Annotated in this window: 23 protein-coding genes; 17 read left to right on the forward strand and 6 right to left on the reverse strand. The window is 69.9% G+C overall.

Annotation, left to right across the window (positions count from 1 at the left end; translation table 11 throughout):
- Positions 1-62: 62 nt before the first annotated feature.
- The 8 genes from ASC98_RS26480 to ASC98_RS26515 are packed head-to-tail and all read left to right on the forward strand — an operon-like array spanning position 63 to position 5,518.
- Entirely contained in the window at positions 63-1,667 is a 1,605-nt protein-coding gene (locus ASC98_RS26480) for a cbb3-type cytochrome c oxidase subunit I (protein ID WP_056808746.1), read from the forward strand.
- Between the two features lie 31 nt (positions 1,668-1,698).
- Positions 1,699-2,307: a cbb3-type cytochrome c oxidase subunit II gene (locus ASC98_RS26485; RefSeq protein WP_056808745.1), complete on the forward strand. Its 609-nt coding sequence runs from the start codon at positions 1,699-1,701 to the stop codon at positions 2,305-2,307.
- A gap of 14 nt (positions 2,308-2,321) precedes the next feature.
- The gene (locus ASC98_RS26490; protein ID WP_056808744.1) at positions 2,322-2,912 is read left to right on the forward strand and encodes a cytochrome c; all 591 of its coding nucleotides are present in this window, start codon (positions 2,322-2,324) and stop codon (positions 2,910-2,912) included.
- Positions 2,905-3,348 carry a group III truncated hemoglobin gene (locus ASC98_RS26495; protein ID WP_056808743.1) on the forward strand — a complete coding sequence of 148 codons (444 nt, stop codon included), beginning with the start codon at positions 2,905-2,907 and terminating at the stop codon, positions 3,346-3,348. The genes ASC98_RS26490 and ASC98_RS26495 overlap by 8 nt, the downstream gene beginning before the upstream one ends.
- Positions 3,349-3,367: 19 nt before the next feature.
- A complete protein-coding gene (locus ASC98_RS26500) occupies positions 3,368-4,021 on the forward strand; it encodes an SCO family protein (protein WP_162249354.1) in 654 nt (217 codons plus the stop codon).
- Positions 4,018-4,611 carry a hypothetical protein gene (locus ASC98_RS26505; RefSeq protein WP_056808741.1) on the forward strand — a complete coding sequence of 198 codons (594 nt, stop codon included), beginning with the start codon at positions 4,018-4,020 and terminating at the stop codon, positions 4,609-4,611. The genes ASC98_RS26500 and ASC98_RS26505 overlap by 4 nt, the downstream gene beginning before the upstream one ends.
- Positions 4,608-5,114, forward strand: coding sequence for a helix-turn-helix domain-containing protein (locus ASC98_RS26510; protein WP_056808740.1), 507 nt, complete (start codon positions 4,608-4,610; stop codon positions 5,112-5,114). Before ASC98_RS26505 ends, ASC98_RS26510 begins: the two co-directional genes overlap by 4 nt.
- Positions 5,111-5,518, forward strand: coding sequence for a VOC family protein (locus ASC98_RS26515; RefSeq protein ID WP_056808739.1), 408 nt, complete (start codon positions 5,111-5,113; stop codon positions 5,516-5,518). Before ASC98_RS26510 ends, ASC98_RS26515 begins: the two co-directional genes overlap by 4 nt.
- Before the next feature lie 6 nt (positions 5,519-5,524).
- On the opposite strand, the gene ASC98_RS26520 is transcribed toward ASC98_RS26515, so the two are convergent.
- A complete protein-coding gene (locus tag ASC98_RS26520; protein WP_157598268.1) occupies positions 5,525-5,983 on the reverse strand; it encodes a hypothetical protein in 459 nt (152 codons plus the stop codon).
- An 11-nt stretch (positions 5,984-5,994) separates the two neighbouring features.
- Entirely contained in the window at positions 5,995-6,915 is a 921-nt protein-coding gene (locus ASC98_RS26525) for a LysR family transcriptional regulator (RefSeq protein ID WP_056808737.1), read from the reverse strand.
- Between the two features lie 93 nt (positions 6,916-7,008).
- On the opposite strand from ASC98_RS26525, the gene ASC98_RS26530 reads away from it, so the two are divergent.
- From ASC98_RS26530 to ASC98_RS26540, 3 genes are all read left to right on the forward strand, one after another.
- Complete coding sequence (locus tag ASC98_RS26530) at positions 7,009-7,890, forward strand: aldo/keto reductase family oxidoreductase (RefSeq protein ID WP_056808736.1); 882 nt, start codon at positions 7,009-7,011, stop codon at positions 7,888-7,890.
- Between the two features lie 109 nt (positions 7,891-7,999).
- On the forward strand, positions 8,000-8,596 hold the full coding sequence (locus tag ASC98_RS26535; RefSeq protein ID WP_056808735.1) for a TetR/AcrR family transcriptional regulator: 597 nt from the start codon (positions 8,000-8,002) through the stop codon (positions 8,594-8,596).
- A 91-nt stretch (positions 8,597-8,687) separates the two neighbouring features.
- Complete coding sequence (locus ASC98_RS26540) at positions 8,688-9,689, forward strand: NADP-dependent oxidoreductase (protein WP_056808734.1); 1,002 nt, start codon at positions 8,688-8,690, stop codon at positions 9,687-9,689.
- On the opposite strand, the gene ASC98_RS26545 is transcribed toward ASC98_RS26540, so the two are convergent.
- On the reverse strand, positions 9,676-10,995 hold the full coding sequence (locus ASC98_RS26545) for a chloride channel protein (RefSeq protein WP_056809214.1): 1,320 nt from the start codon (positions 10,993-10,995) through the stop codon (positions 9,676-9,678). The genes ASC98_RS26540 and ASC98_RS26545 overlap by 14 nt on opposite strands.
- A gap of 101 nt (positions 10,996-11,096) precedes the next feature.
- Here ASC98_RS26545 and ASC98_RS26550 point away from each other — a divergent pair, with 101 nt between their 5' ends.
- Positions 11,097-11,297 (forward strand): hypothetical protein, encoded by a 201-nt coding sequence (locus ASC98_RS26550; RefSeq protein WP_056820574.1) that lies wholly within the window; start codon positions 11,097-11,099, stop codon positions 11,295-11,297.
- Entirely contained in the window at positions 11,290-11,553 is a 264-nt protein-coding gene (locus tag ASC98_RS26555; RefSeq protein WP_056820576.1) for a hypothetical protein, read from the forward strand. The genes ASC98_RS26550 and ASC98_RS26555 overlap by 8 nt, the downstream gene beginning before the upstream one ends.
- Here ASC98_RS26555 and ASC98_RS26560 read toward each other — a convergent pair.
- Positions 11,496-12,194 (reverse strand): cysteine hydrolase family protein, encoded by a 699-nt coding sequence (locus tag ASC98_RS26560; RefSeq protein WP_082542281.1) that lies wholly within the window; start codon positions 12,192-12,194, stop codon positions 11,496-11,498. The genes ASC98_RS26555 and ASC98_RS26560 overlap by 58 nt on opposite strands.
- Before the next feature lie 163 nt (positions 12,195-12,357).
- Between ASC98_RS26560 and ASC98_RS26565 the strand changes: the two genes are divergently transcribed.
- On the forward strand, positions 12,358-13,143 hold the full coding sequence (locus ASC98_RS26565; protein WP_056808732.1) for an SDR family oxidoreductase: 786 nt from the start codon (positions 12,358-12,360) through the stop codon (positions 13,141-13,143).
- A gap of 25 nt (positions 13,144-13,168) precedes the next feature.
- Here ASC98_RS26565 and ASC98_RS26570 read toward each other — a convergent pair whose 3' ends face one another.
- Positions 13,169-14,962: a YbhB/YbcL family Raf kinase inhibitor-like protein gene (locus tag ASC98_RS26570; protein ID WP_056808731.1), complete on the reverse strand. Its 1,794-nt coding sequence runs from the start codon at positions 14,960-14,962 to the stop codon at positions 13,169-13,171.
- Positions 14,963-15,096: 134 nt separating this feature from the next.
- On the opposite strand from ASC98_RS26570, the gene ASC98_RS26575 reads away from it, so the two are divergent.
- The gene (locus ASC98_RS26575; RefSeq protein WP_056808730.1) at positions 15,097-15,540 is read left to right on the forward strand and encodes a GFA family protein; all 444 of its coding nucleotides are present in this window, start codon (positions 15,097-15,099) and stop codon (positions 15,538-15,540) included.
- Between the two features lie 37 nt (positions 15,541-15,577).
- On the opposite strand, the gene xth is transcribed toward ASC98_RS26575, so the two are convergent.
- Positions 15,578-16,378, reverse strand: a complete 801-nt coding sequence (gene xth, locus ASC98_RS26580) for an exodeoxyribonuclease III (RefSeq protein WP_056808729.1) — start codon at positions 16,376-16,378, stop codon at positions 15,578-15,580.
- A 170-nt stretch (positions 16,379-16,548) separates the two neighbouring features.
- Here xth and ASC98_RS26585 point away from each other — a divergent pair, with 170 nt between their 5' ends.
- Together ASC98_RS26585 and ASC98_RS26590 are read left to right on the forward strand one after the other, a co-directional pair.
- Complete coding sequence (locus ASC98_RS26585; protein WP_056808728.1) at positions 16,549-16,734, forward strand: DUF3606 domain-containing protein; 186 nt, start codon at positions 16,549-16,551, stop codon at positions 16,732-16,734.
- A gap of 18 nt (positions 16,735-16,752) precedes the next feature.
- The gene (locus tag ASC98_RS26590) at positions 16,753-17,286 is read left to right on the forward strand and encodes a hypothetical protein (protein ID WP_056808727.1); all 534 of its coding nucleotides are present in this window, start codon (positions 16,753-16,755) and stop codon (positions 17,284-17,286) included.
- The last annotated feature ends 9 nt before the right edge of the window (positions 17,287-17,295 follow it).

Below are 17,295 nucleotides of genomic sequence, written 5' to 3' on the forward strand. Positions count from 1 at the left end.
GTGTTCGACGTGCCTGGATGGCCAGGACCGCTGATGCGCACCCCACCTCCGAGGAGAGCCCCATGAGCACCGTCGCCATCCTGTTGTCGGCCTTCGTCCTGTCGGTCGTCGCGCTGCTGGTCTTCATCTGGAGCCAGCGCAGCGGCCTGCTCGACCAGAACGCCCGCGGCGCCGAAGTGATCTTCGCGCCTGGCGAGATCGGCTCGCCCGAAGACCCGTCGCTGAGCGCCGCCCAGCGCGCACGCATCGACCAGGCGCCCACCGCCGACTCGGCCCTGCCCGAGCTGGCCGACCGGCTGAAGGCCGATGCCTCCACCGCGCCGCTGGTGTTCTTCTTTTTCTGCTGCGCGTTCGCGTGGCTGCTGGTCGCGTCGGCGGCCGGCCTCACCGCATCGATCAAGCTGCACGAGCCGGACTGGCTGGTGTCGCAGGCCTGGCTGACGTTCGGCCGCATCCGCACCATCCACCTGAATGCGGTGGCCTACGGCTGGGCGCCGATGGCGGGCCTGGGCATCGCGCTGTTCGTGATCCCGCGGCTGCTGAAGACCGAGCTGGTCGGCGCGCGCTACGCCTTCCTCGGCGCGGCCTTGTGGAACGCCGCGCTGATCGCCGGGCTCGGCAGCATCGCGGTGGGCGTCAGCGACGGCCTCGAATGGCTGGAGATCCCGTGGCAGATCGACATGCTGTTCGTCGCCGGCGGCGCCCTGGTGGGTGTGCCGCTGGTGCTGACGCTGCTGCGCCGCCGCGTCGACCACCTGTACGTCTCGGTCTGGTACATGGGCTGCGCGCTGTTCTGGTTCCCGGTGCTGTTCTTCGTCGCGAACGTTCCGGGCCTGCACCATGGTGTCGAGCAGGCGACGATGAACTGGTGGTTCGGCCACAACGTGCTGGGCCTGTTCTACACGCCGCTCGCACTGGCGTCGGTGTACTACTTCCTGCCGAAGATCATCGGCCGGCCGGTGCAGTCGTACAACCTGTCGCTGCTGGGCTTCTGGGGCCTGGCATTCTTCTACGGCCAGGTCGGCGGCCACCACCTGATCGGCGGGCCGGTGCCGGGCTGGATGGTCACGCTGTCGATCGTGCAGAGCGTGATGATGGTCGTGCCGGTGGTGGCCTTCACCGTCAACCAGCACCAGACGCTGAAGGGCCACCTGCAGGCGCTGCGCTGGTCGCCGACGCTGCGCTTCATCGGCTTCGGCGGGCTGATGTACACCGCCAGCTCGATCCAGGGCTCGTACGAGGCGCTGCGCAGCGTCAACGTCGTCACGCACTTCACGCACTACACGGTGGCGCATGCGCACCTCGGGCTGTACGGCTTCGTGACGATGGTGTTCTTCGGCGCGATCTACTTCATCGTGCCGCGCATCACCGCGAAGGAATGGCCGTCGCCGGCGCTGATCGCGGCGCACTTCTGGCTGTCGGCGATCGGCATCACGGTGTACTTCGTGTCGCTGAGCATCGGCGGCTGGCTGCAGGGCAAGGCGATGCTCGATGCGAGCCGGCCGTTCATGGAATCGGTGGCGCTGACGCTGCCCTACCTGAAGGGCCGCAGCATCGGCGGCGCGCTGATGGTGGCCGGCCACCTGGTGTTCGTGCTGCATTTCGTGCGGCTGCTGATGGACCGGTCGCCGCAGCGCGGCGCGCCGGCCCGCCTGGAAATCGCCTGATGCCCTCTGCAGCACCTCAACGGACAACGCCATGAAGAACGAAGTCAGCCTGCTCGCCGGTGGCATGACGATGCTGGGCATCGCGACCAGCGCGCTGGTCGTGATCCCGTACATGACGGTGCGCGACGCACCGCCGGTCGCCGGCCTGAAGCCCTACACCAGCGCCCAGCTGCGCGGCCGCGAGGAATACATCCGCAACGGCTGCGTCTACTGCCATTCGCAGCAGCCGCGGGCCCGCGAGTTCGCACCCGACTTCCAGCGCGGCTGGGGCCGCGCGACGGTGGCCGGCGACTATGCCTACGACGCGCCGCACCTGCTCGGCACGATGCGCACCGGCCCCGACCTGATGAACATCGGCGTGCGCCAGCCGAGCGACCAGTGGCACCTGGGGCACCTGTTCCAGCCGCGCGCCTATGTGCGCGGCAGCATCATGCCGAGCTACCCGTTCATGTTCGAGCTGAAGGACAAGCCCGAGCCCGGCGATGTCGAGGTCCGCGTGCCGGCCGGCTATGCGCCCGGCGGCAAGGCGGTGATCGCGAGCAGGGAAGCGCTCGACCTGGTCGCGTACCTGAAATCGCTGGACCGCAGCTACCCGGTGCTGGCGGCGCCTGCACCCGCGGCCTCCGCAACGACCCGCTGACGAGGAGGACAGCCATGGACTCGAACACGCCCCCCCAACAACGGCGCGAGAACCCCGACCCGCACGAGGAGCGCAACCCGATCCCGTGGCCGCTGCTGATGCTGGTGACGCTGCTGGTGGGCTTCGGCGTCGTCTACATCGCCGGTTCGCACATCGACACGCCGTCGGCCTGGGGCGATGGCCGCAGCCGCGCCGACCTCGAAGGCGAGGCCAAGACCGCCGGCGCCGCGGTGGATGGCGGCGCGCTCTATGCGTCGCTGTGCGCCGCCTGCCACCAGCCGACCGGTCTCGGCCTGCCCGGCGTGTTCCCGCCGCTGGCTGGCAGCGAATGGGTGGCCGGCAAGGACACGACGGCCGCCGCGATCGTGCTGCACGGCATCACCGGCGCGGTGACGGTGAAGGGCACGGTCTACAACGGCGCGATGCCCGCCTTCAAGGCCCAGCTGAGCGACGCGCAGATCGCCGCGGTGCTGAGCCATGTGCGCAGCCAATGGGGCAACAGCGCGGCGGCCGTGACGGCCGCCACCGTGGCCCAGGTGCGCGAACAGACCCAGGCCCGCAGCGAGAGCTTCGCGGGCGACAAGGAGCTTCCCCCTCATGAGTGAAGACCTGAGCGCCCACGCGCTGGACCGCGCCGGCGTCGAGACCCTGGTGCACGACTTCTACGCCGACGTGCGGCGCGACGACCTGCTCGCGCCGGTGTTCAACCGGGTGATCGGCGACGACTGGAGCGTGCACCTCGATCGGCTGGTCGAGTTCTGGAGCACGGTGATGCTGGGCACGCGAACCTTCCGCGGCAACGTGTACGGCAAGCACATGGCGATCGACGGCGTGCGGCCCGAGCACTTCCTGCGCTGGATCACGCTGTGGCACCGCCACACCGACCGGCTGTTCTCGAGCGAGGTCGCCGAAGAACTCCAGCGCACTGCGCACGGCATCGGCCGCAACCTGTTCCACGGCTTCTTCGGCGAGTTCCCGAAGTTCGTGATGCGCGACGGCGTGGCCATCGGCCATGAGCCGGACGTGTGGGTCGCACCCTGAGCCGGCGTGGACGACGGACGTGAACGGCCCCGCCCCTCCCCTCGCCCCGCACCGGCCGCTGTGGCCCACGCTGCTGTGCTGCAGTGTGCTGCTGGCGCATTTCATCGGCGCGATCGCACGCATCAGCAACGGCTTCGAGCTGTGGACCTTCGAATCGCTGCGGCGCGCGCAGGCGCAGCAGGGCCTGCTGCAGGCCTCGCCGCTCGCCGCGACGCTGAGCGACGGCAGCCGGCGCACGCTGTGGGCGCAGGGCGCGGCGCCGCGCGCCTTCCTTGTCGATTTCATCTACACCCGCTGCCCGGGCATCTGCCAGGCACTGGGTTCGGAATACCAGCGCATGCAGGAGGAACTGGCGCGCAGCGAAGCACCGGTGCAGTTGCTGTCGTTGTCGTTCGACACCGCGCGCGACGACGTGCCCGCGCTGGCCGGCTACGCCACGCAGCACCACGCCGCGCCGGCGCAGTGGTGGATCGGCGTGCCGGCAGCCGCCGATTCGCAACGCCTGCTGGGCGAGCTCGGCGTGGTCGCGGTGCCTGACGGCTTCGGCGGCTATGTGCACAACGGCGCGATCCACCTGCTCGACGGCAATGGCCGGCTGCGCGAGGTGTTCGATTACGACGACTGGCCGCAGGCGCTCGCGGCGGCACAGCGCCTGGCAGAGGCCGCACCGTGAACCAAGCGCCGAACATCTCTCGCATCGCGGTGCTCGCCGTGGCGGTGCCGCTGCTGCTCGCGCCGCCGCTGCGTCACCTGCTGGAAGCGAGCATGGCGCTGCACATGCTGGTGGAGTTTCCGCTGCTGCTCGCCGTCGGCTGGGCCGCCGCCGCGCAGCGGCCGCGCGCGGCAGGCCGCGATTCACGCTGGGATGTCGAGGGTTTGTCGAGCGCGGTGCTGGTGATGCTCACCAGCGCGCTCTGGATGCTGCCGGTGGCGCTCGACCTGGCGCTGCTGGACCCCTGGATCGCACTCGCGAAGGCGCTGAACTGGCTGGCGGCCGGCGCCGTGCTGGCGCGTGCGCTGCAGCGCTGGCCCCGCGAGCTGCGGCTGTTCGTGCTGTTCAACCTGGCCTGGATGATGGCGACCGCCGGGCTGCTGTACCGCGAGAGCGAGAGCCGGCTGTGCGTGAACTACCTGGTCGACCAGCAGTGGTGGGCCGGCACCGGGCTGCTGGGCGTGGCGCTGCTGCTCGGCGCGCTCGCGATCCGCATGGCGATGGATGAGCCGGCGAGCGCTCCCGCAGGGCGGCACAATGCCGCCGCATGAGTGAGCTGTCGCCAAGCCAGGACCCCGAGCTGCTGCGCCGCCTGCTGCGCGCGAAGGACCGCATGGACGCCGCGTCGCACGAGGCCTGGCCGGTGGAGCGGCTGGCCCGCGTCAGCGAGGTCTCCGAGGCGCATTTCGCGCGCTCGTTCAAGCAGGCCTTCGGCACGCCGCCGCACCGTTACCTGCTGACGCGGCGCATCGAGCGGGCGACCGCGCTGCTGCGCGAGACCGAACTGCCGATCACCGAGATCGCGTTCCAGACCGGCTGGGAGAGCCTGGGCACCTTCGGACGGACCTTCCGCGACATCACCGGCGAGAGCCCGAGCGCGGTGCGTTCGCGCGCGCGGGCGGCAGTGCAGGAGCCCGGCCGCGTGCCCGCCTGCGTGCTGGGCGCGGCGCACCGGCCGGACCTGACGATCGCAGTTTCGGAGAAGCGGCGGCGGGAGGTGGCCGCTATAAACGACGCCTTCAGCAACAGCTCCGGCGAAAAGGAAGTTCCATGACCCAAGGCATCGAGGTGGTCAGCCTGTATGTGCGCGACCAGGATGAAGCGCTCAAGTTCTATGTCGACAAGATCGGCTTTCGCGTCCACACCGACGTGCGCAACGGCGACTACCGCTGGCTCACGGTGCAGCACCCGGACCAGCCGTCGTTCCAGCTCGGGCTGAGCGTGCCCGGCGCGCCGGTGCACGACGCCGAGACCGCGCAGGCACTGCGCGCGATCGTCGCCAAGGGCGGCATGCCGCCGCTGGTACTGAAGGTGGACGATTGCCGTGCCGCCTATGACCGCATGCTCGGCCGCGGCGTGGAGTTCACGCAGGAGCCGATCGAGCGCTACGGCACGGTGGATGCCGGCTTCCGCGATCCGTCGGGGAACGGCTGGAAGATGATCCAGTCGCGCGGCTGAGGGCCGTCAGGCCTCGCTCAACACCAGCCGGACCCGGCGCCGGCCATCGGGTTCGGGATCCGACAGCACGACCTTGAACACCGCCTTCGACGCCGGGATCGCCTGCCCCTTCGGGCTCGGCGCGAAGTCGCCGTTGCGGCGGCCATGCCGGACGTAGCGCACCACCTTCCCGTCCGAGACGAAGGCCAGGCTCATGATGCCGTCGTCGACCGACTCGAACGGGACCACGCTGGCGCAGTCGCCGGCCGGCACCGCCAGCGCCTGGCAGACGTAGGCACGCGGCGCGTAGGCGTCGAACACGAGCATCGTGTCCCACTTGAAATCGGTGATCGACGCGATGCGGATCTCCTGCGCGTGCTCGGCACGCGCCGCTGCGCCGATCGTCGCGGACACCCGGTCCTCGAAAGGCGAGCACGCTGAAGCGAGAAGCGCCGTCAGCACGGCGAGCGCGTGGGCTGCTTTCATCGGCAGCATTGTCAGGGAACCGCGGCAGCCTCCGGCCGCTTCCCGCCGATGAAATCGACGAACGCGCGCAACGGCGCCGGCAGGTAGCGCCGGCTCGGGTAGTAGAGGAACGGACCGGTGAACGACGGCCACCACGGCTGCAGCACCGGTTCGAGCGCGCCGCTGTCGAGCGCCGGCCGCAACCAGTCCTCGAACAGGTAGATCACGCCGGTGCCGGCCACCGCGGCGTCGACCGCCAGGTCGGTGGCCGCGCCGAGGCGCACGACCAGCGGACCGGTGGGGTCGACCTTCAGCAGTTCGCCGTCGCGCTCGAACTCCCACGGCGGCATCGCGCCGCTGCTGAAGCGGCCGCGCAGGCAGGCGTGGGCCAGCAACTCGCGCGGATGCTCGGGGCGGCCGCAGCGGTCGAGGTACGCCGGCGAGGCCGCCGCCGCGAAGCGCTGCACTCGCGGGCCGATCGGCACCGCGATCATGTCCTGCTCGAGCCGCTCGTCGTAGCGGATGCCGGCGTCGCAGCCGGCGGCCAGCACGTCGACGAAGCTGTCTTCGGCCACGATGTCGAGGCGGATGTCGGGGTAGGCCGCGAGGAACGCCGGCACGATGCGCGGCAGCACCAGCCGCACCGCACTGATCGGCACGTTCAGCCGCAGCGTGCCGGCCGGCCGGTCGCGAAAGCCGTTGACCACGTCGAGCGACGCTTCGACCTCGACCAGCGCCGGTTCCAGCCGATCGATCAGCCGCGCGCCGGCTTCGGTGGGCGCCACGCTGCGGGTGGTGCGGTGCAGCAGCCGCACGCCGAGCCGGGTTTCGAGCCGGCGCACGGCCTCGCTGAGGCTCGACGCGCTGCTGCCGGTGGCGCGCGCCGCGTCGCGGAACCCCCCTGCCCGCGCAACGGCCAACAAGGCCGTGAGATCACCGAGGTCGACCGCCATTGTTCGAGATTCCGTACAGCCTGTGCCGATTGAGCCATCTTATCGTTGCAGTCGATGGCCGATAGATTCGTGGTCACACGAAAGGAAACGACCATGACCGACATCAACAAGGCAGGAACATTCAAGCTCGGCACACGTGCCGTCACCCGCTTGGGCTACGGCGCGATGCAGCTCGCCGGCAAGGGCGTCTTCGGTCCGCCGAAGGACCGGGCCGGCGCGGTCGCGGTGCTGCGCGCCGCGGTGGACAGCGGCGTGAACCACATCGACACCAGCGACTTCTACGGCCCGCACATCACCAACCAGATCATCCGCGAGGCGCTGCACCCGTACCGCGACGACCTGGTCATCGTCACCAAGGTCGGCGCGCTGCGCGGCGACGACGGCTCGTGGAACCCGGCCCTCTCGCGCCAGCAGCTGACACAGGCGGTGCACGACAACCTGCGCCACCTCGGCCTCGATGTGCTGGAGGTCGTCAACCTGCGCAGCATGCTCGACGTGCACGGGCCGGTCGAGGGCTCGCTCGAAGAGCCGCTCAGCGCGCTGGCCGAATTGCAGCAGCGGGGCCTGGTGCGCCACATCGGCCTGAGCAACGTGACGCCGACCCAGGTGGCCGACGGCCGGAAGGTCTGCACGATCGCCTGCGTGCAGAACCTGTACAACCTCGCGCACCGCGACGACGACGCGCTGGTCGACGAGCTGGCGCGGCACGGCACCGCCTACGTGCCGTTCTTCCCGCTCGGCGGCTTCAGCCCGCTGCAGTCGACGGCGCTGTCCGAGGTGGCGAACGCCCTCGGCGCGACGCCGATGCAGGTGGCGCTCGCGTGGCTGCTGCAACGCGCGCCGAACATCCTGCTGATCCCGGGCACGTCGTCGGTCGGGCACCTGCGCGAGAACCTGGCGGCGGCCGAGCTGCGCCTGCCGAACGACGCGGTGGCGACGCTCGATCGGATCGCCGGCGGGACGTCGCCGCGCTAGCCGGGCTGTCGCCGGTCCCTCAGTCCGGCGACAGGCTCCGCAGCAGCATCGGCAACGCGGCTTCCAGGTCCTGCGCGAAATCGCATTGCAGGCCAGCGATCAATTGTGTATGATGATCGTCATGCGAAATTCGACGACCAGCGCCCGAGCCGCCGCCAAGGAGGCCACGCACGAGCGCATCGTGGCGGTGGCCGCCCGTGCCATCCGCCGCAGCGGCTATGACGGCACCGGCGTCGCCGACATCATGAAAGAGGCCGGGCTGACGCACGGCGCGTTCTACGCCCACTTCGCTTCCCGCGAAGCCATGCTGGCCGAAGCGTCGGCGCAGGCCTGCGCGGAGTCGTCCGCGGCGGCGGCCGACGTGGTGGCCAGCGTGCCGGCCGACCTGGCGCTGGCGTCGATGCTCGGGGCCTATCTTTCCAGCGAGCACCTGGAGAACGCCGAACGAGGCTGCCCGCTGGTCGCGCTGGGGTCGGAGACCTCGCGCCAGGCGCCGGAAGTGCGTCGCGCGACCACCCGGTACATCAAGGAAATGATCGACCTGCTGGCGCGCCAGTTGCCCGACTGGGGACAGCCCGCGGCCCACGAGCGCGCGCTCGTCACCATCTCGACGATGGTCGGTGCCATGCTGCTGGCCCGCGCCGTCGATGACCCCGCGTTGTCTCACGACCTGCGCCAGACGGCGCTGAAGCGACTGAGCCCTTGAGCCCCGTCGGCAGATGGATCCGCACGCGGGTCCGGTTTTTTTCGCCTGAACACATGATGATCGTCATTCGAAATTCACTGCAAGGAACCCCATGAAAGCATTCATCCTCGAGCGCTACGGCAAACAGCGCGCCCTGAAACTGGCGGAACTGCCGACCCCGGCGCTGCGCGACGACGAAGTCCTGGTCGAGGTCCATGCCGCCGGCGTGAACCTGCTCGACGCCAAGATCCGCGACGGCGAGTTCAAGCTGATCCTGCCGTATCGGATGCCGCTGGTCCTCGGCCACGACGTCGCCGGCGTCGTGGTCAAGGTCGGACCGCGGGTGCGGCAGTTCAAACCGGGCGACGAGGTCTATGCGCGCACGGACGATTTCCGCATCGGCACCTTCGCCGAGTTCGTGCCGGTCAAGGAAGCCTCGTTGGCGCTCAAGCCCCAGGGCCTGACGATGGAGGAAGCGGCGTCGATCCCGCTGGTGGGGCTGACCGCGTGGCAGGCGCTGGTCGAGAAGGCCTCGCTCAAAAAGGGGCAGAAGGTCTTCATCCAGGCCGGCTCCGGCGGCGTCGGCACCTTCGCGATCCAGTTGGCCAAGCACCTCGGCGCGACGGTCGCGACCACGACGAGCGCGGCGAACATCGCGCTCGTGAAGAGGTTGGGCGCCGATGTCGTCGTCGACTACAGGACGCAGGACTTCGAAGACGTGCTGCGCGAGCAGGACGTGGTGCTGAACAGCCAGGACGGCAAGACGCTCGAGAAATCCCTTCGGGTGCTGAAGGCCGGCGGCAAGCTGATCTCCATCTCCGGGCCGCCCGATCCGGAGTTCGGCAGGGACATCGCGGCACCCGGTTTCGTGAAGCTGGTGATGCGGCTGTTGAGCTTCGGCGTCCGGCGCCGGGCGAAGGCGCGCGGGATCGGCTACGCCTTTCTCTTCATGAAGGCCGATGGCAGCCAGCTGCAGCAGATCACCCGCCTGATCGAAGCCGGCGCCATCCGGCCGGTGATCGACAAGGTCTTTCCGTTCGCCGCCACGAACGACGCGATCGCCCATGTCGTGTCCGGTCGGGCCAAGGGAAAGGTCGTCATCAAGCTGAAGTGACGGCCTTGTCGACCATGTGGTGCGCCAGCGTGTCGTAGAGCGGCCGGCTGATCATGCGCGACACCAGGCTGGCCAGCATCGCCGAGGCCATCAGGCTGAGCACCATCGAGTGGCCGTCGACCATCTCCATCACGATGATGAAGGCGGTCAGCGGCGCCTGCGTGACGGCAGCCAGGAAGCCGGCCATGCCCATCGCGATCAGCGCCGGCCCGAGCTCGCTGCTGGCCAGCCGGGCCACCGCATCGCCGATGCCGGCGCCGATGGCCAGCGACGGCGCGAAGATGCCGCCCGGCACGCCGCACCAGGCGGTCAGCCAGGTGGCGATGAACTTCAGCCCGGTGTACAGCGGCGTCAGTTCGTCGTGCCCGTTCAGCATCTGCTTGACCGCCTCGGAGCCGGCGCCGAACGTGACACCGCCGCACACCAGCCCGATGACGGCCACCGCCAGCCCGCCGGCGGCCGCGAAGCGCACCGGAAAGCGCGCCCGCAGCGCATTCAGGCGGCCCGGCGCACCGGTCAACGACGCGATCAGCAGCCGTGCGAACAGCCCGCCGGCCGCGCCGCTCAGCAGCGTGACCAGCAGCCCGGGCCACAGCGCATCCCAGCCGAGCCGCGGCACCCTGATCACGCCGAAGTAGCTGGCATTGCCGAACACCGACACGCCCACCAGGCCGGCCAGCACGATGGCGGTGATGATCAGCCCGCTGGAGCGCGCTTCGAGCCGGCCCGACAGCTCCTCGATCGCGAACACCACGCCGGCCAGCGGGGCGTTGAAGGCCGCCGCGATGCCGGCCGCGCCGCCGGCCACCAGCAGCGCGCGGCCGTCGATCGCCGTGCCGGGCGAGAGCCAGCGCCGGGCGTCCTGCATCACGCCGGCGGCCACCTGCACCGACGGCCCTTCGCGGCCGATCGACAGGCCGGCCGCGAAGCCTGCGACGCCGAGGCCGATCTTGGCCACGGTCAGGCGCAGCGACGCGAACAGCGCGCGGCGCTCTTCAGGCAGCGCCGGGTCCAGCGCCGCCTTGATCTGCGGAATGCCGGACCCCGAGGCGCCCGGGAACCAGCGGATCGTGAGCCAGACGATGCCGGCCGTGAGCAGCGGCGTCGTCAGCAGCACGGCCCACGGCCAGCCGCGGTGGTACTGCAGAAACAGGCCGGAGACCGCGTCGCTCGCGAGCGTGAAGGCCACGACGGACAGGCCGGCAGCCACCGCGTAGCCGAGCACGATGGCGCGGTCGAACCAGATGCGACCGTTCGACAGCTCGGCGCGCAGGTGGTGAAGGAAATCGGGTTCGCTGTGTTTCATCGCCTGAACCATACCTGCTGTCGGCCGGTCAGGAACGCCGCTTGCCCGATTGCGGCAAGGGCCGCCCACGCCGGGTGGCCTGCAACCTGCGAGGGCACCGCATGAACCAGGACCGCACCCCTTCCGCGCGCAAGCCGCCGCGGGCCGAACCGCTGCAACCGGACAAGCCGGGCAGCGGCGACGAACTGACCAGAGCGCCAGGCGAGACCGCGCAAGACGGCGACGCGGCACGCGACAGCGCACGCCGGCAGAAGGAGCAAAGCGATACCGCGCTGGACAACGTCCGCCAAGGCCATGACTGACGGCAAGACCGGGGGCGACCCCGCGCAGGACATCGAAGGCAAGGCCATGACATTGCGGCCGGCCGCACACCCCGTGGGCAACGGCCGCTGGGAGGCTGAGCTGACCGCGTGGTGGGACCAGGGCGAAAACACCTACGAGCGGACGATGCTGCTCGAGGGCGAGTTTCCGTCGGAAGATGCCGCGTTGCAGCATGCTGCTCACGAAGCCCGGCCGCTTGCCGCCATGACCGAGGTGCCTCCGGCCTGGCTGGCCTGACGGGCCCGCAGCGATGCCCCGGGCGTGGCGTGGGCCTGCGGCTGGAACGCCGGGCTGACCGCCGCCTTCAGCACGCGTTCCATGTGGCCCAGCGCGTAGCTCGCGGCCTCGGCCGTTTCGCTGGCGACGCAGTCCGATGGCACCCACAGCTCGTAGCCGCGCACATACGCATCCATCGCGGTGAACAGCACGCAGCTGTCGGCGGCGAGGCCGGTCACGATCAGCCGCTTGCACCGGACCTGGCGCAGCAGGATGTCGAGCGGCGTCTCGTAGAACGCCGAATGGCGCGGCTTCAGCACGGTGCAGTCGCCGGGCTTCGGCTTGAGGATCCGCGCCATGCGCCCGGCTTCTCCCGGCATCCGCGAGCAACGCAGCCACAAGGCCTTGAAGTCGGATCGCCAGACGCCGTAGTTGTCGTTCGCATAGATGCACAGCGGCATGCGCTTGCTGCGCGCCGCCAGTTCGCGCCGCAGGCGCGCGGTAGCGGCCGCGGCACGCAACGCGCAGGGCGCGAGCTGCTCGGCGCCGTCGAACGACAGCGGGTTGATGAAGTCCACCATCAGCAGCACGGTCGGGCTCGCCTCGACGGACGGCTCCGAGAGCTTGCCGGTGCGCTTGCGTGGGGGGGTCGTGGTGGCCATGGTGCGAGGGATGTGTCGGTCGATTCACTGCGAGCCGTGCGCCGCACCGATCCTGCATGCGGGGTTGAACTCTCCTACCCGCAGACGCCCATCCGCCTGACTCACAGGCCGGGCACCGAGGCCGAGCATGGCGCACTCGTGTCCTTGTTCAACAGGAGTCGCCATGACCACCACCCTCGCTCATCCCCTCGCCGTCGTCACCGGCGCATCGTCCGGCATCGGGCTCGAACTCGCCAAGCAGTGCGCGAAGAACGGCCACGACCTGATCCTCGCCGCCGACCGCGATCTGCAGCCGGCATCCGACGCCGTGCAGCGGCTCGGCGCCCAGGTCACCACCGTGCAGACAGACCTGGCCACGCGCGCCGGCGTCGAGACCCTGCTGTCGGCCATCGGCGGCCGGCCGGTCGACGCGCTGCTTGCCAACGCCGGCCACGGCCTGGGCCGCGCCTTCCTCGAGCAGACGCTGGACGACATCCGCAACGTGATCGACACCAACATCACCGGCACCGTCTGCCTGATCCACGAGGTCGGCGTGCGCATGAGGGAAGCCCGCCGCGGAAAGATCCTGATCACCGGTTCGATCGCCGGCTTCATGCCCGGCACCTTCCAGGCGGTCTACAACGGCAGCAAGGCCTTCATCGATTCGTTCTCGTGGGCGCTGCGCAACGAGCTGAAGGACACCGGCGTCACGGTGACCTGCCTGATGCCCGGCCCCACCGACACGGAATTCTTCGCCCGCGCCGACATGCTCGACACCAAGGTCGCGACCGACAGCAAGGCCGATCCGGCCGACGTCGCGAAGCTGGGCTTCGAGGCGATGCAGGCCGGCGAAGGCGATGTCGTCGCCGGCTGGAAGAACAAGGTGCAGGTCGCGCTGGCCGGCGTCACGCCCGCATCGGTGCTCGCGGAGCAGCACCGCAAGATGGCCGAGCCGGGCAGCGCGCATTGACGGCAAGCTCCGTGAAGCCCTTCGGCTACCTGAGGGGCTTCACGGTCTGCTGGAACTCGCCGACCAGCTCGCCCTTCGCCAGCACGTGCCCCTTCATCGCCGCCAGCAGCGTGTCGCGGTCGGCTCCCGGCTGCACCTCGAGCGTCGAATCGAGTGCGAAGACCTGGACGTGGTAGTGGTGCGGCGGGTCGCCCACCGGCGGCCGCGGCCCGTAGTAGCCCGGTGAACCGCGGCTTGTGCGCCCTTGCAACATGCCGTCCGGATCGGTGAGGCGCGGCTGCTCCTGCAGGCCTTCGGGCAGCATCAGCGTGCTGGCCGGGATGTTCCAGGCGAGCCAGTGAACGAAGGGCGTGATCGGCTTCGCGTCGGGGTCTTCCATCACGATGGCGTAGGACTTCGCGTTCGGCACCGGCGTCCATTGCAGGTGCGGCGAGAGGCCGTCGGCGTACTCGCTGTGCTTCAGTGGCACCGCAGCACCCGGGCCGAAGCTCACGGACGACACGGTCATCGCTGCCGTGGCGCGGGTTTCATCGCGGTCTTTCGCGAGCGGCACGCCGATGCCGCGCGTGGCCTGGGCCCGCATCGGCCCGTCGGGAGGCGTCGCCGCCGCAGCAGCGGCCGATGACGCGCCCGTGTAGGCGATGCGGTACAGCACGCCATTCGCATCGTCGGCCATCAACAGCGCGCCGTCCTTCGCCACCGCGAGGCCCACCGGCCGGGCGATGTGCGTCCTGCCGCCGTCGGTCAGGAAGCCGGTCGCGAACGGCTCGAAGCGCTGCGGCGCGCCGTTCGAGAAGCGGATCCGCACGATCTCGTAGCCGGACGCCGGGTTGCGGTTCCATGAACCGCGCATCGTGACGAACGCATCGCCGGTGTACTCCGCCGGGAACGAGCCGCCCGGGTAGAACACCATCTGCATCGGCGCCGCATGTGCCGTGTAGCCCATCGCCATCGGCGTGCTCAGCGCCTTCCATTGCGCCTTGCCGATGTCGCCGACCGGCGTGCTCTGCGGGTTGAACTCGCCCGCGCCCCAGACGTGCGGCCAGCCGTATTGCCGGCCAGCCTCGATCCGGTTCAGTTCCTCGGGCTGCACCTCGTCGCCGAGGAAGTCGATGCCATGGTCCATGCCCCACAGCTCGCCGGTGGCGGGATGCCAGCCGAAGCCGATGGTGTTGCGCAGGCCGGTCGCGAAGATCGTGCGGCTCCTGCCGTCGGCCGACGCCCGCAACAACGTGGCGTTCTCCGGGTTGCTCTCGTTGCAGGCATTGCATGTGGAGCCGACGCTGATGTACAGCATGTTGTCCGGCCCGAACGCGATCGTGCGGTTGGCATGCTGGCCGGCATCGGGCAGGTCGCCGACGATCATCTCGACCGCGCCGAGCGTGCCGTCGGGCTGGATCGGCGCGACGAAGATCTCCTTCACCGTCGCGAGGTAGAGCTTGCCGTCGTGGATGGCCAGGCCATGCGCGCCCGGCCGGCTGGCCACCTTGACCGGCGGGCCATCGGCATGGCCGTCGCCGTTGGCGTCCTTCAGCATCAGCACGTCGCCCTGGTCGCGCCGGCTCAGGTAAACCGTGCCGTCAGGCGCGACCGCGACGATGCGGGCGTTCTTCAGCCCATCGGCGAATACCGACACCTTGAAGCCCTTCGGCAGCTTCAACGCGGCGATGCGATCCGGCGTCGCGTTGACCTTGGCGGGCTTGAAGACGTTGGCGCGGATGCGCTCCTGCGTGCCGTCGCCTTGCTGGGCCGGGGCGGAAACTGCGGCAACGGCGGCCGCAAGCAACGCGAGAAGACGTGTGAAGTGAAGCGAATGCATGGCGCAAGTCCCTGGAGTGGCGCACCGGGCGACCGGTGCATGCGATGCGGCGGCAACCGGTGTGCCCAGCCATTGACGGTGCCCGGGCATTGACGTTCAAATCGCGGCCATCCGAAGCATGAGAGGCGGTCGCGATGAGCGGGATTCGAGGTGGATGCCGGTGCGGCGCAGTGCGCTACACGCTCGCGCTGGACGCGCTTCCGCCGACGTATGCCTGCCACTGCAGCGACTGCCAGACCTGGAGCGGCAGCGCCTTCAGCCAGCAGGCCTTCGTGCCCGAGGCAGCGCTGGACGTGACCGGTCCGGTAGTGATCTTCGAGTTCACGACGCCCAGCGGCAGGATCTCGACGCAGCGGATCTGCGGCACCTGCCACACCCGCATCTACAACTCGAACAGTGCCCGGCCGGGCATCGCGGTGGTGCGCGCTGGCACGCTGGACCGAAGCGATGAACTGCACATCGCTGCCCACATCTGGGTGAAGCGGAAACAGCCGTGGCTGACGCTGCCCGAGGGCGTGCCGACCTGGCCCGAAGCCGCCCCGCCAGCAGACCTGGCGCAGGCGCTGGCGGCGCGCTGATGCCGGCCTGAACCGGACAGCGATCAGGCCTTCGGGTTCATCGGGTCCGGCTCCCCCGGCTCCGCGTCAGCGTGATCCACGCGGGCGCGTGGTCGCTGGCCTTCGGCAAGCCGCGCAAGGCCCGGTCGACGCCGACCGCCTTCAGCCGCTTCGCCGCGCTGGCGTTCAGCAGCAGGTGGTCGATGCGCAGCCCGGCGTTGCGCTGCCAGTGCTGGCGGAAATAGTCCCAGAAGGTGTACAGCGGTTCGCGTGGGCGCTTCTTCGCGAGCGCGTCGGTCCAGCCCTGGTCGAGCAGGCGGAAGTAGGCCGCGCGGCTCTGCGGCTGCAGCAGCGCATCCTTCAGCCACGAGCGGGTGTTGTAGATGTCGTTCACGTCGTCGGTCGGCACGACGTTGTAGTCGCCTGCGATGACCACGGGTTCGGCCCGGTCGACCAGCGATGCCGCATGCTCGATCAGCCGTTCGAACCACGCCAGCTTGTAGTCGAACTTCGGCCCGGGTTGCGGGTTGCCGTTCGGCAGGTAGAGGCAGGCCACCAGCACGCCGTTCACCGCCGCCTCGATGTAGCGGCTCTGCACATCCTTCGCGTCGCCCGGCAGGCCGCGGCGGGTCTCGATCGGCTGCTCGCCCTTCGCGAGGATGGCCACGCCGTTGTACGCCTTCTCGCCGCTCCAGATCGCGCCATAGCCGGCCGCTTCCAGTTCGGCGCGCGGGAACGTGGCCTGCGAGGTCTTCAGCTCCTGCAGGCAGACGACGTCCGGCTGATCGGACGCCAGCCACGCCAGCAGCGACGGCAGGCGCCCGCGCACGCCGTTGATGTTGTAGGTCGCGATCTTCATCGCGCGAGTCTTGCGCGGCGAGCAGCCCCTGGTTGTGGGAGCACGGCCCTTCGGTCTGTCGGACGATGCCGTCACGCGATTGCGGCCTTGTCCTGCGCCGTGCAGCCTCGTCCTTGACCACCATGCAGGCAATGTCCCGGCGTTCGGGCGTGGACAGACCAGGAGCACACATGGCTGACGACAAGAGCAAGGCGGGCGGGCAGGATCGCACCCGCATCAACGTCAACGAAGACTACGAACTGCGCGACTGGGCGAAGAAGCTCAACGTGAGCCCGGACCGGCTGAAAGCCGCGGTGAAGGAAGTCGGTACCGCCGCGAAGGACGTGGAGAAGCACCTGAGCGCGAAGCCGCGTTGAGCGGCAGGCTGCACCGCCATGGCGCACCTCGTCATGGTCATTCGCCATGCCGAGAAGCCCCGGCCCGGCGGTGACGAGACCGCGGTTGACGAGCGCGGTATGGCCGACCCCGCGGGGCTGTCGGTGCGCGGATGGCAGCGCGCCGGCGCCCTCGTGCCCTACTTCGCGTCGCGGACGAGTTCGTCGCGACAGCCCGGCATCGCGCCGCCGGCCAGCATCTTTGCCGCGGCGTCGCACAGCCGCACCCGGCGCCCTGCCCTGACCGTCGCACCGCTCGCCGCGGCGCTGCGCATTCCGGTGCAGTCGGAGCATCGCTCCGACGGCGGTGAACACGAGGTGATCCGCCGCGCGCTCGCCGTCGACGGGCCGGTGCTGCTCTGCTGGCGCCACGAGCAGATCCCGGTGCTGGCGGGCGCATTGGGCGTGGCCGAAGCGGCAACGCGCCGCTGGGATGAAGACTGCTACGACGAGGTCTGGGTGTTCGCCCGCGACGACGACGTCGGCTGGCGCTGGTCGGTGCAGCACCAGTCCTTGCTCGCGGGCGACGCGTAGATCTGCGCC

Source organism: Rhizobacter sp. Root1238, assembly GCF_001425825.1.
Taxonomy (GTDB): domain Bacteria; phylum Pseudomonadota; class Gammaproteobacteria; order Burkholderiales; family Burkholderiaceae_C; genus Rhizobacter.

What these genes read in the sequence shown, in the direction of transcription:
- ASC98_RS26480 (WP_056808746.1), top strand. Translation starts at nt 63, where the DNA reads ATGAGCACCGTCGCCATCCTGTTGTCGGCCTTCGTCCTGTCGGTCGTC.
- ASC98_RS26485 (WP_056808745.1), top strand. Translation starts at nt 1,699, where the DNA reads ATGAAGAACGAAGTCAGCCTGCTCGCCGGTGGCATGACGATGCTGGGC.
- ASC98_RS26490 (WP_056808744.1), top strand. Translation starts at nt 2,322, where the DNA reads ATGGACTCGAACACGCCCCCCCAACAACGGCGCGAGAACCCCGACCCG.
- ASC98_RS26495 (WP_056808743.1), top strand. Translation starts at nt 2,905, where the DNA reads ATGAGTGAAGACCTGAGCGCCCACGCGCTGGACCGCGCCGGCGTCGAG.
- ASC98_RS26510 (WP_056808740.1), top strand. Translation starts at nt 4,608, where the DNA reads ATGAGTGAGCTGTCGCCAAGCCAGGACCCCGAGCTGCTGCGCCGCCTG.
- ASC98_RS26515 (WP_056808739.1), top strand. Translation starts at nt 5,111, where the DNA reads ATGACCCAAGGCATCGAGGTGGTCAGCCTGTATGTGCGCGACCAGGAT.
- ASC98_RS26520 (WP_157598268.1), bottom strand. Translation starts at nt 5,983, where the DNA reads ATGAAAGCAGCCCACGCGCTCGCCGTGCTGACGGCGCTTCTCGCTTCA.
- ASC98_RS26525 (WP_056808737.1), bottom strand. Translation starts at nt 6,915, where the DNA reads ATGGCGGTCGACCTCGGTGATCTCACGGCCTTGTTGGCCGTTGCGCGG.
- ASC98_RS26530 (WP_056808736.1), top strand. Translation starts at nt 7,009, where the DNA reads ATGACCGACATCAACAAGGCAGGAACATTCAAGCTCGGCACACGTGCC.
- ASC98_RS26535 (WP_056808735.1), top strand. Translation starts at nt 8,000, where the DNA reads ATGATGATCGTCATGCGAAATTCGACGACCAGCGCCCGAGCCGCCGCC.
- ASC98_RS26540 (WP_056808734.1), top strand. Translation starts at nt 8,688, where the DNA reads ATGAAAGCATTCATCCTCGAGCGCTACGGCAAACAGCGCGCCCTGAAA.
- ASC98_RS26545 (WP_056809214.1), bottom strand. Translation starts at nt 10,995, where the DNA reads ATGAAACACAGCGAACCCGATTTCCTTCACCACCTGCGCGCCGAGCTG.
- ASC98_RS26550 (WP_056820574.1), top strand. Translation starts at nt 11,097, where the DNA reads ATGAACCAGGACCGCACCCCTTCCGCGCGCAAGCCGCCGCGGGCCGAA.
- ASC98_RS26555 (WP_056820576.1), top strand. Translation starts at nt 11,290, where the DNA reads ATGACTGACGGCAAGACCGGGGGCGACCCCGCGCAGGACATCGAAGGC.
- ASC98_RS26560 (WP_082542281.1), bottom strand. Translation starts at nt 12,194, where the DNA reads ATGGCCACCACGACCCCCCCACGCAAGCGCACCGGCAAGCTCTCGGAG.
- ASC98_RS26565 (WP_056808732.1), top strand. Translation starts at nt 12,358, where the DNA reads ATGACCACCACCCTCGCTCATCCCCTCGCCGTCGTCACCGGCGCATCG.
- ASC98_RS26570 (WP_056808731.1), bottom strand. Translation starts at nt 14,962, where the DNA reads ATGCATTCGCTTCACTTCACACGTCTTCTCGCGTTGCTTGCGGCCGCC.
- ASC98_RS26575 (WP_056808730.1), top strand. Translation starts at nt 15,097, where the DNA reads ATGAGCGGGATTCGAGGTGGATGCCGGTGCGGCGCAGTGCGCTACACG.
- xth (WP_056808729.1), bottom strand. Translation starts at nt 16,378, where the DNA reads ATGAAGATCGCGACCTACAACATCAACGGCGTGCGCGGGCGCCTGCCG.
- ASC98_RS26585 (WP_056808728.1), top strand. Translation starts at nt 16,549, where the DNA reads ATGGCTGACGACAAGAGCAAGGCGGGCGGGCAGGATCGCACCCGCATC.
- ASC98_RS26590 (WP_056808727.1), top strand. Translation starts at nt 16,753, where the DNA reads ATGGCGCACCTCGTCATGGTCATTCGCCATGCCGAGAAGCCCCGGCCC.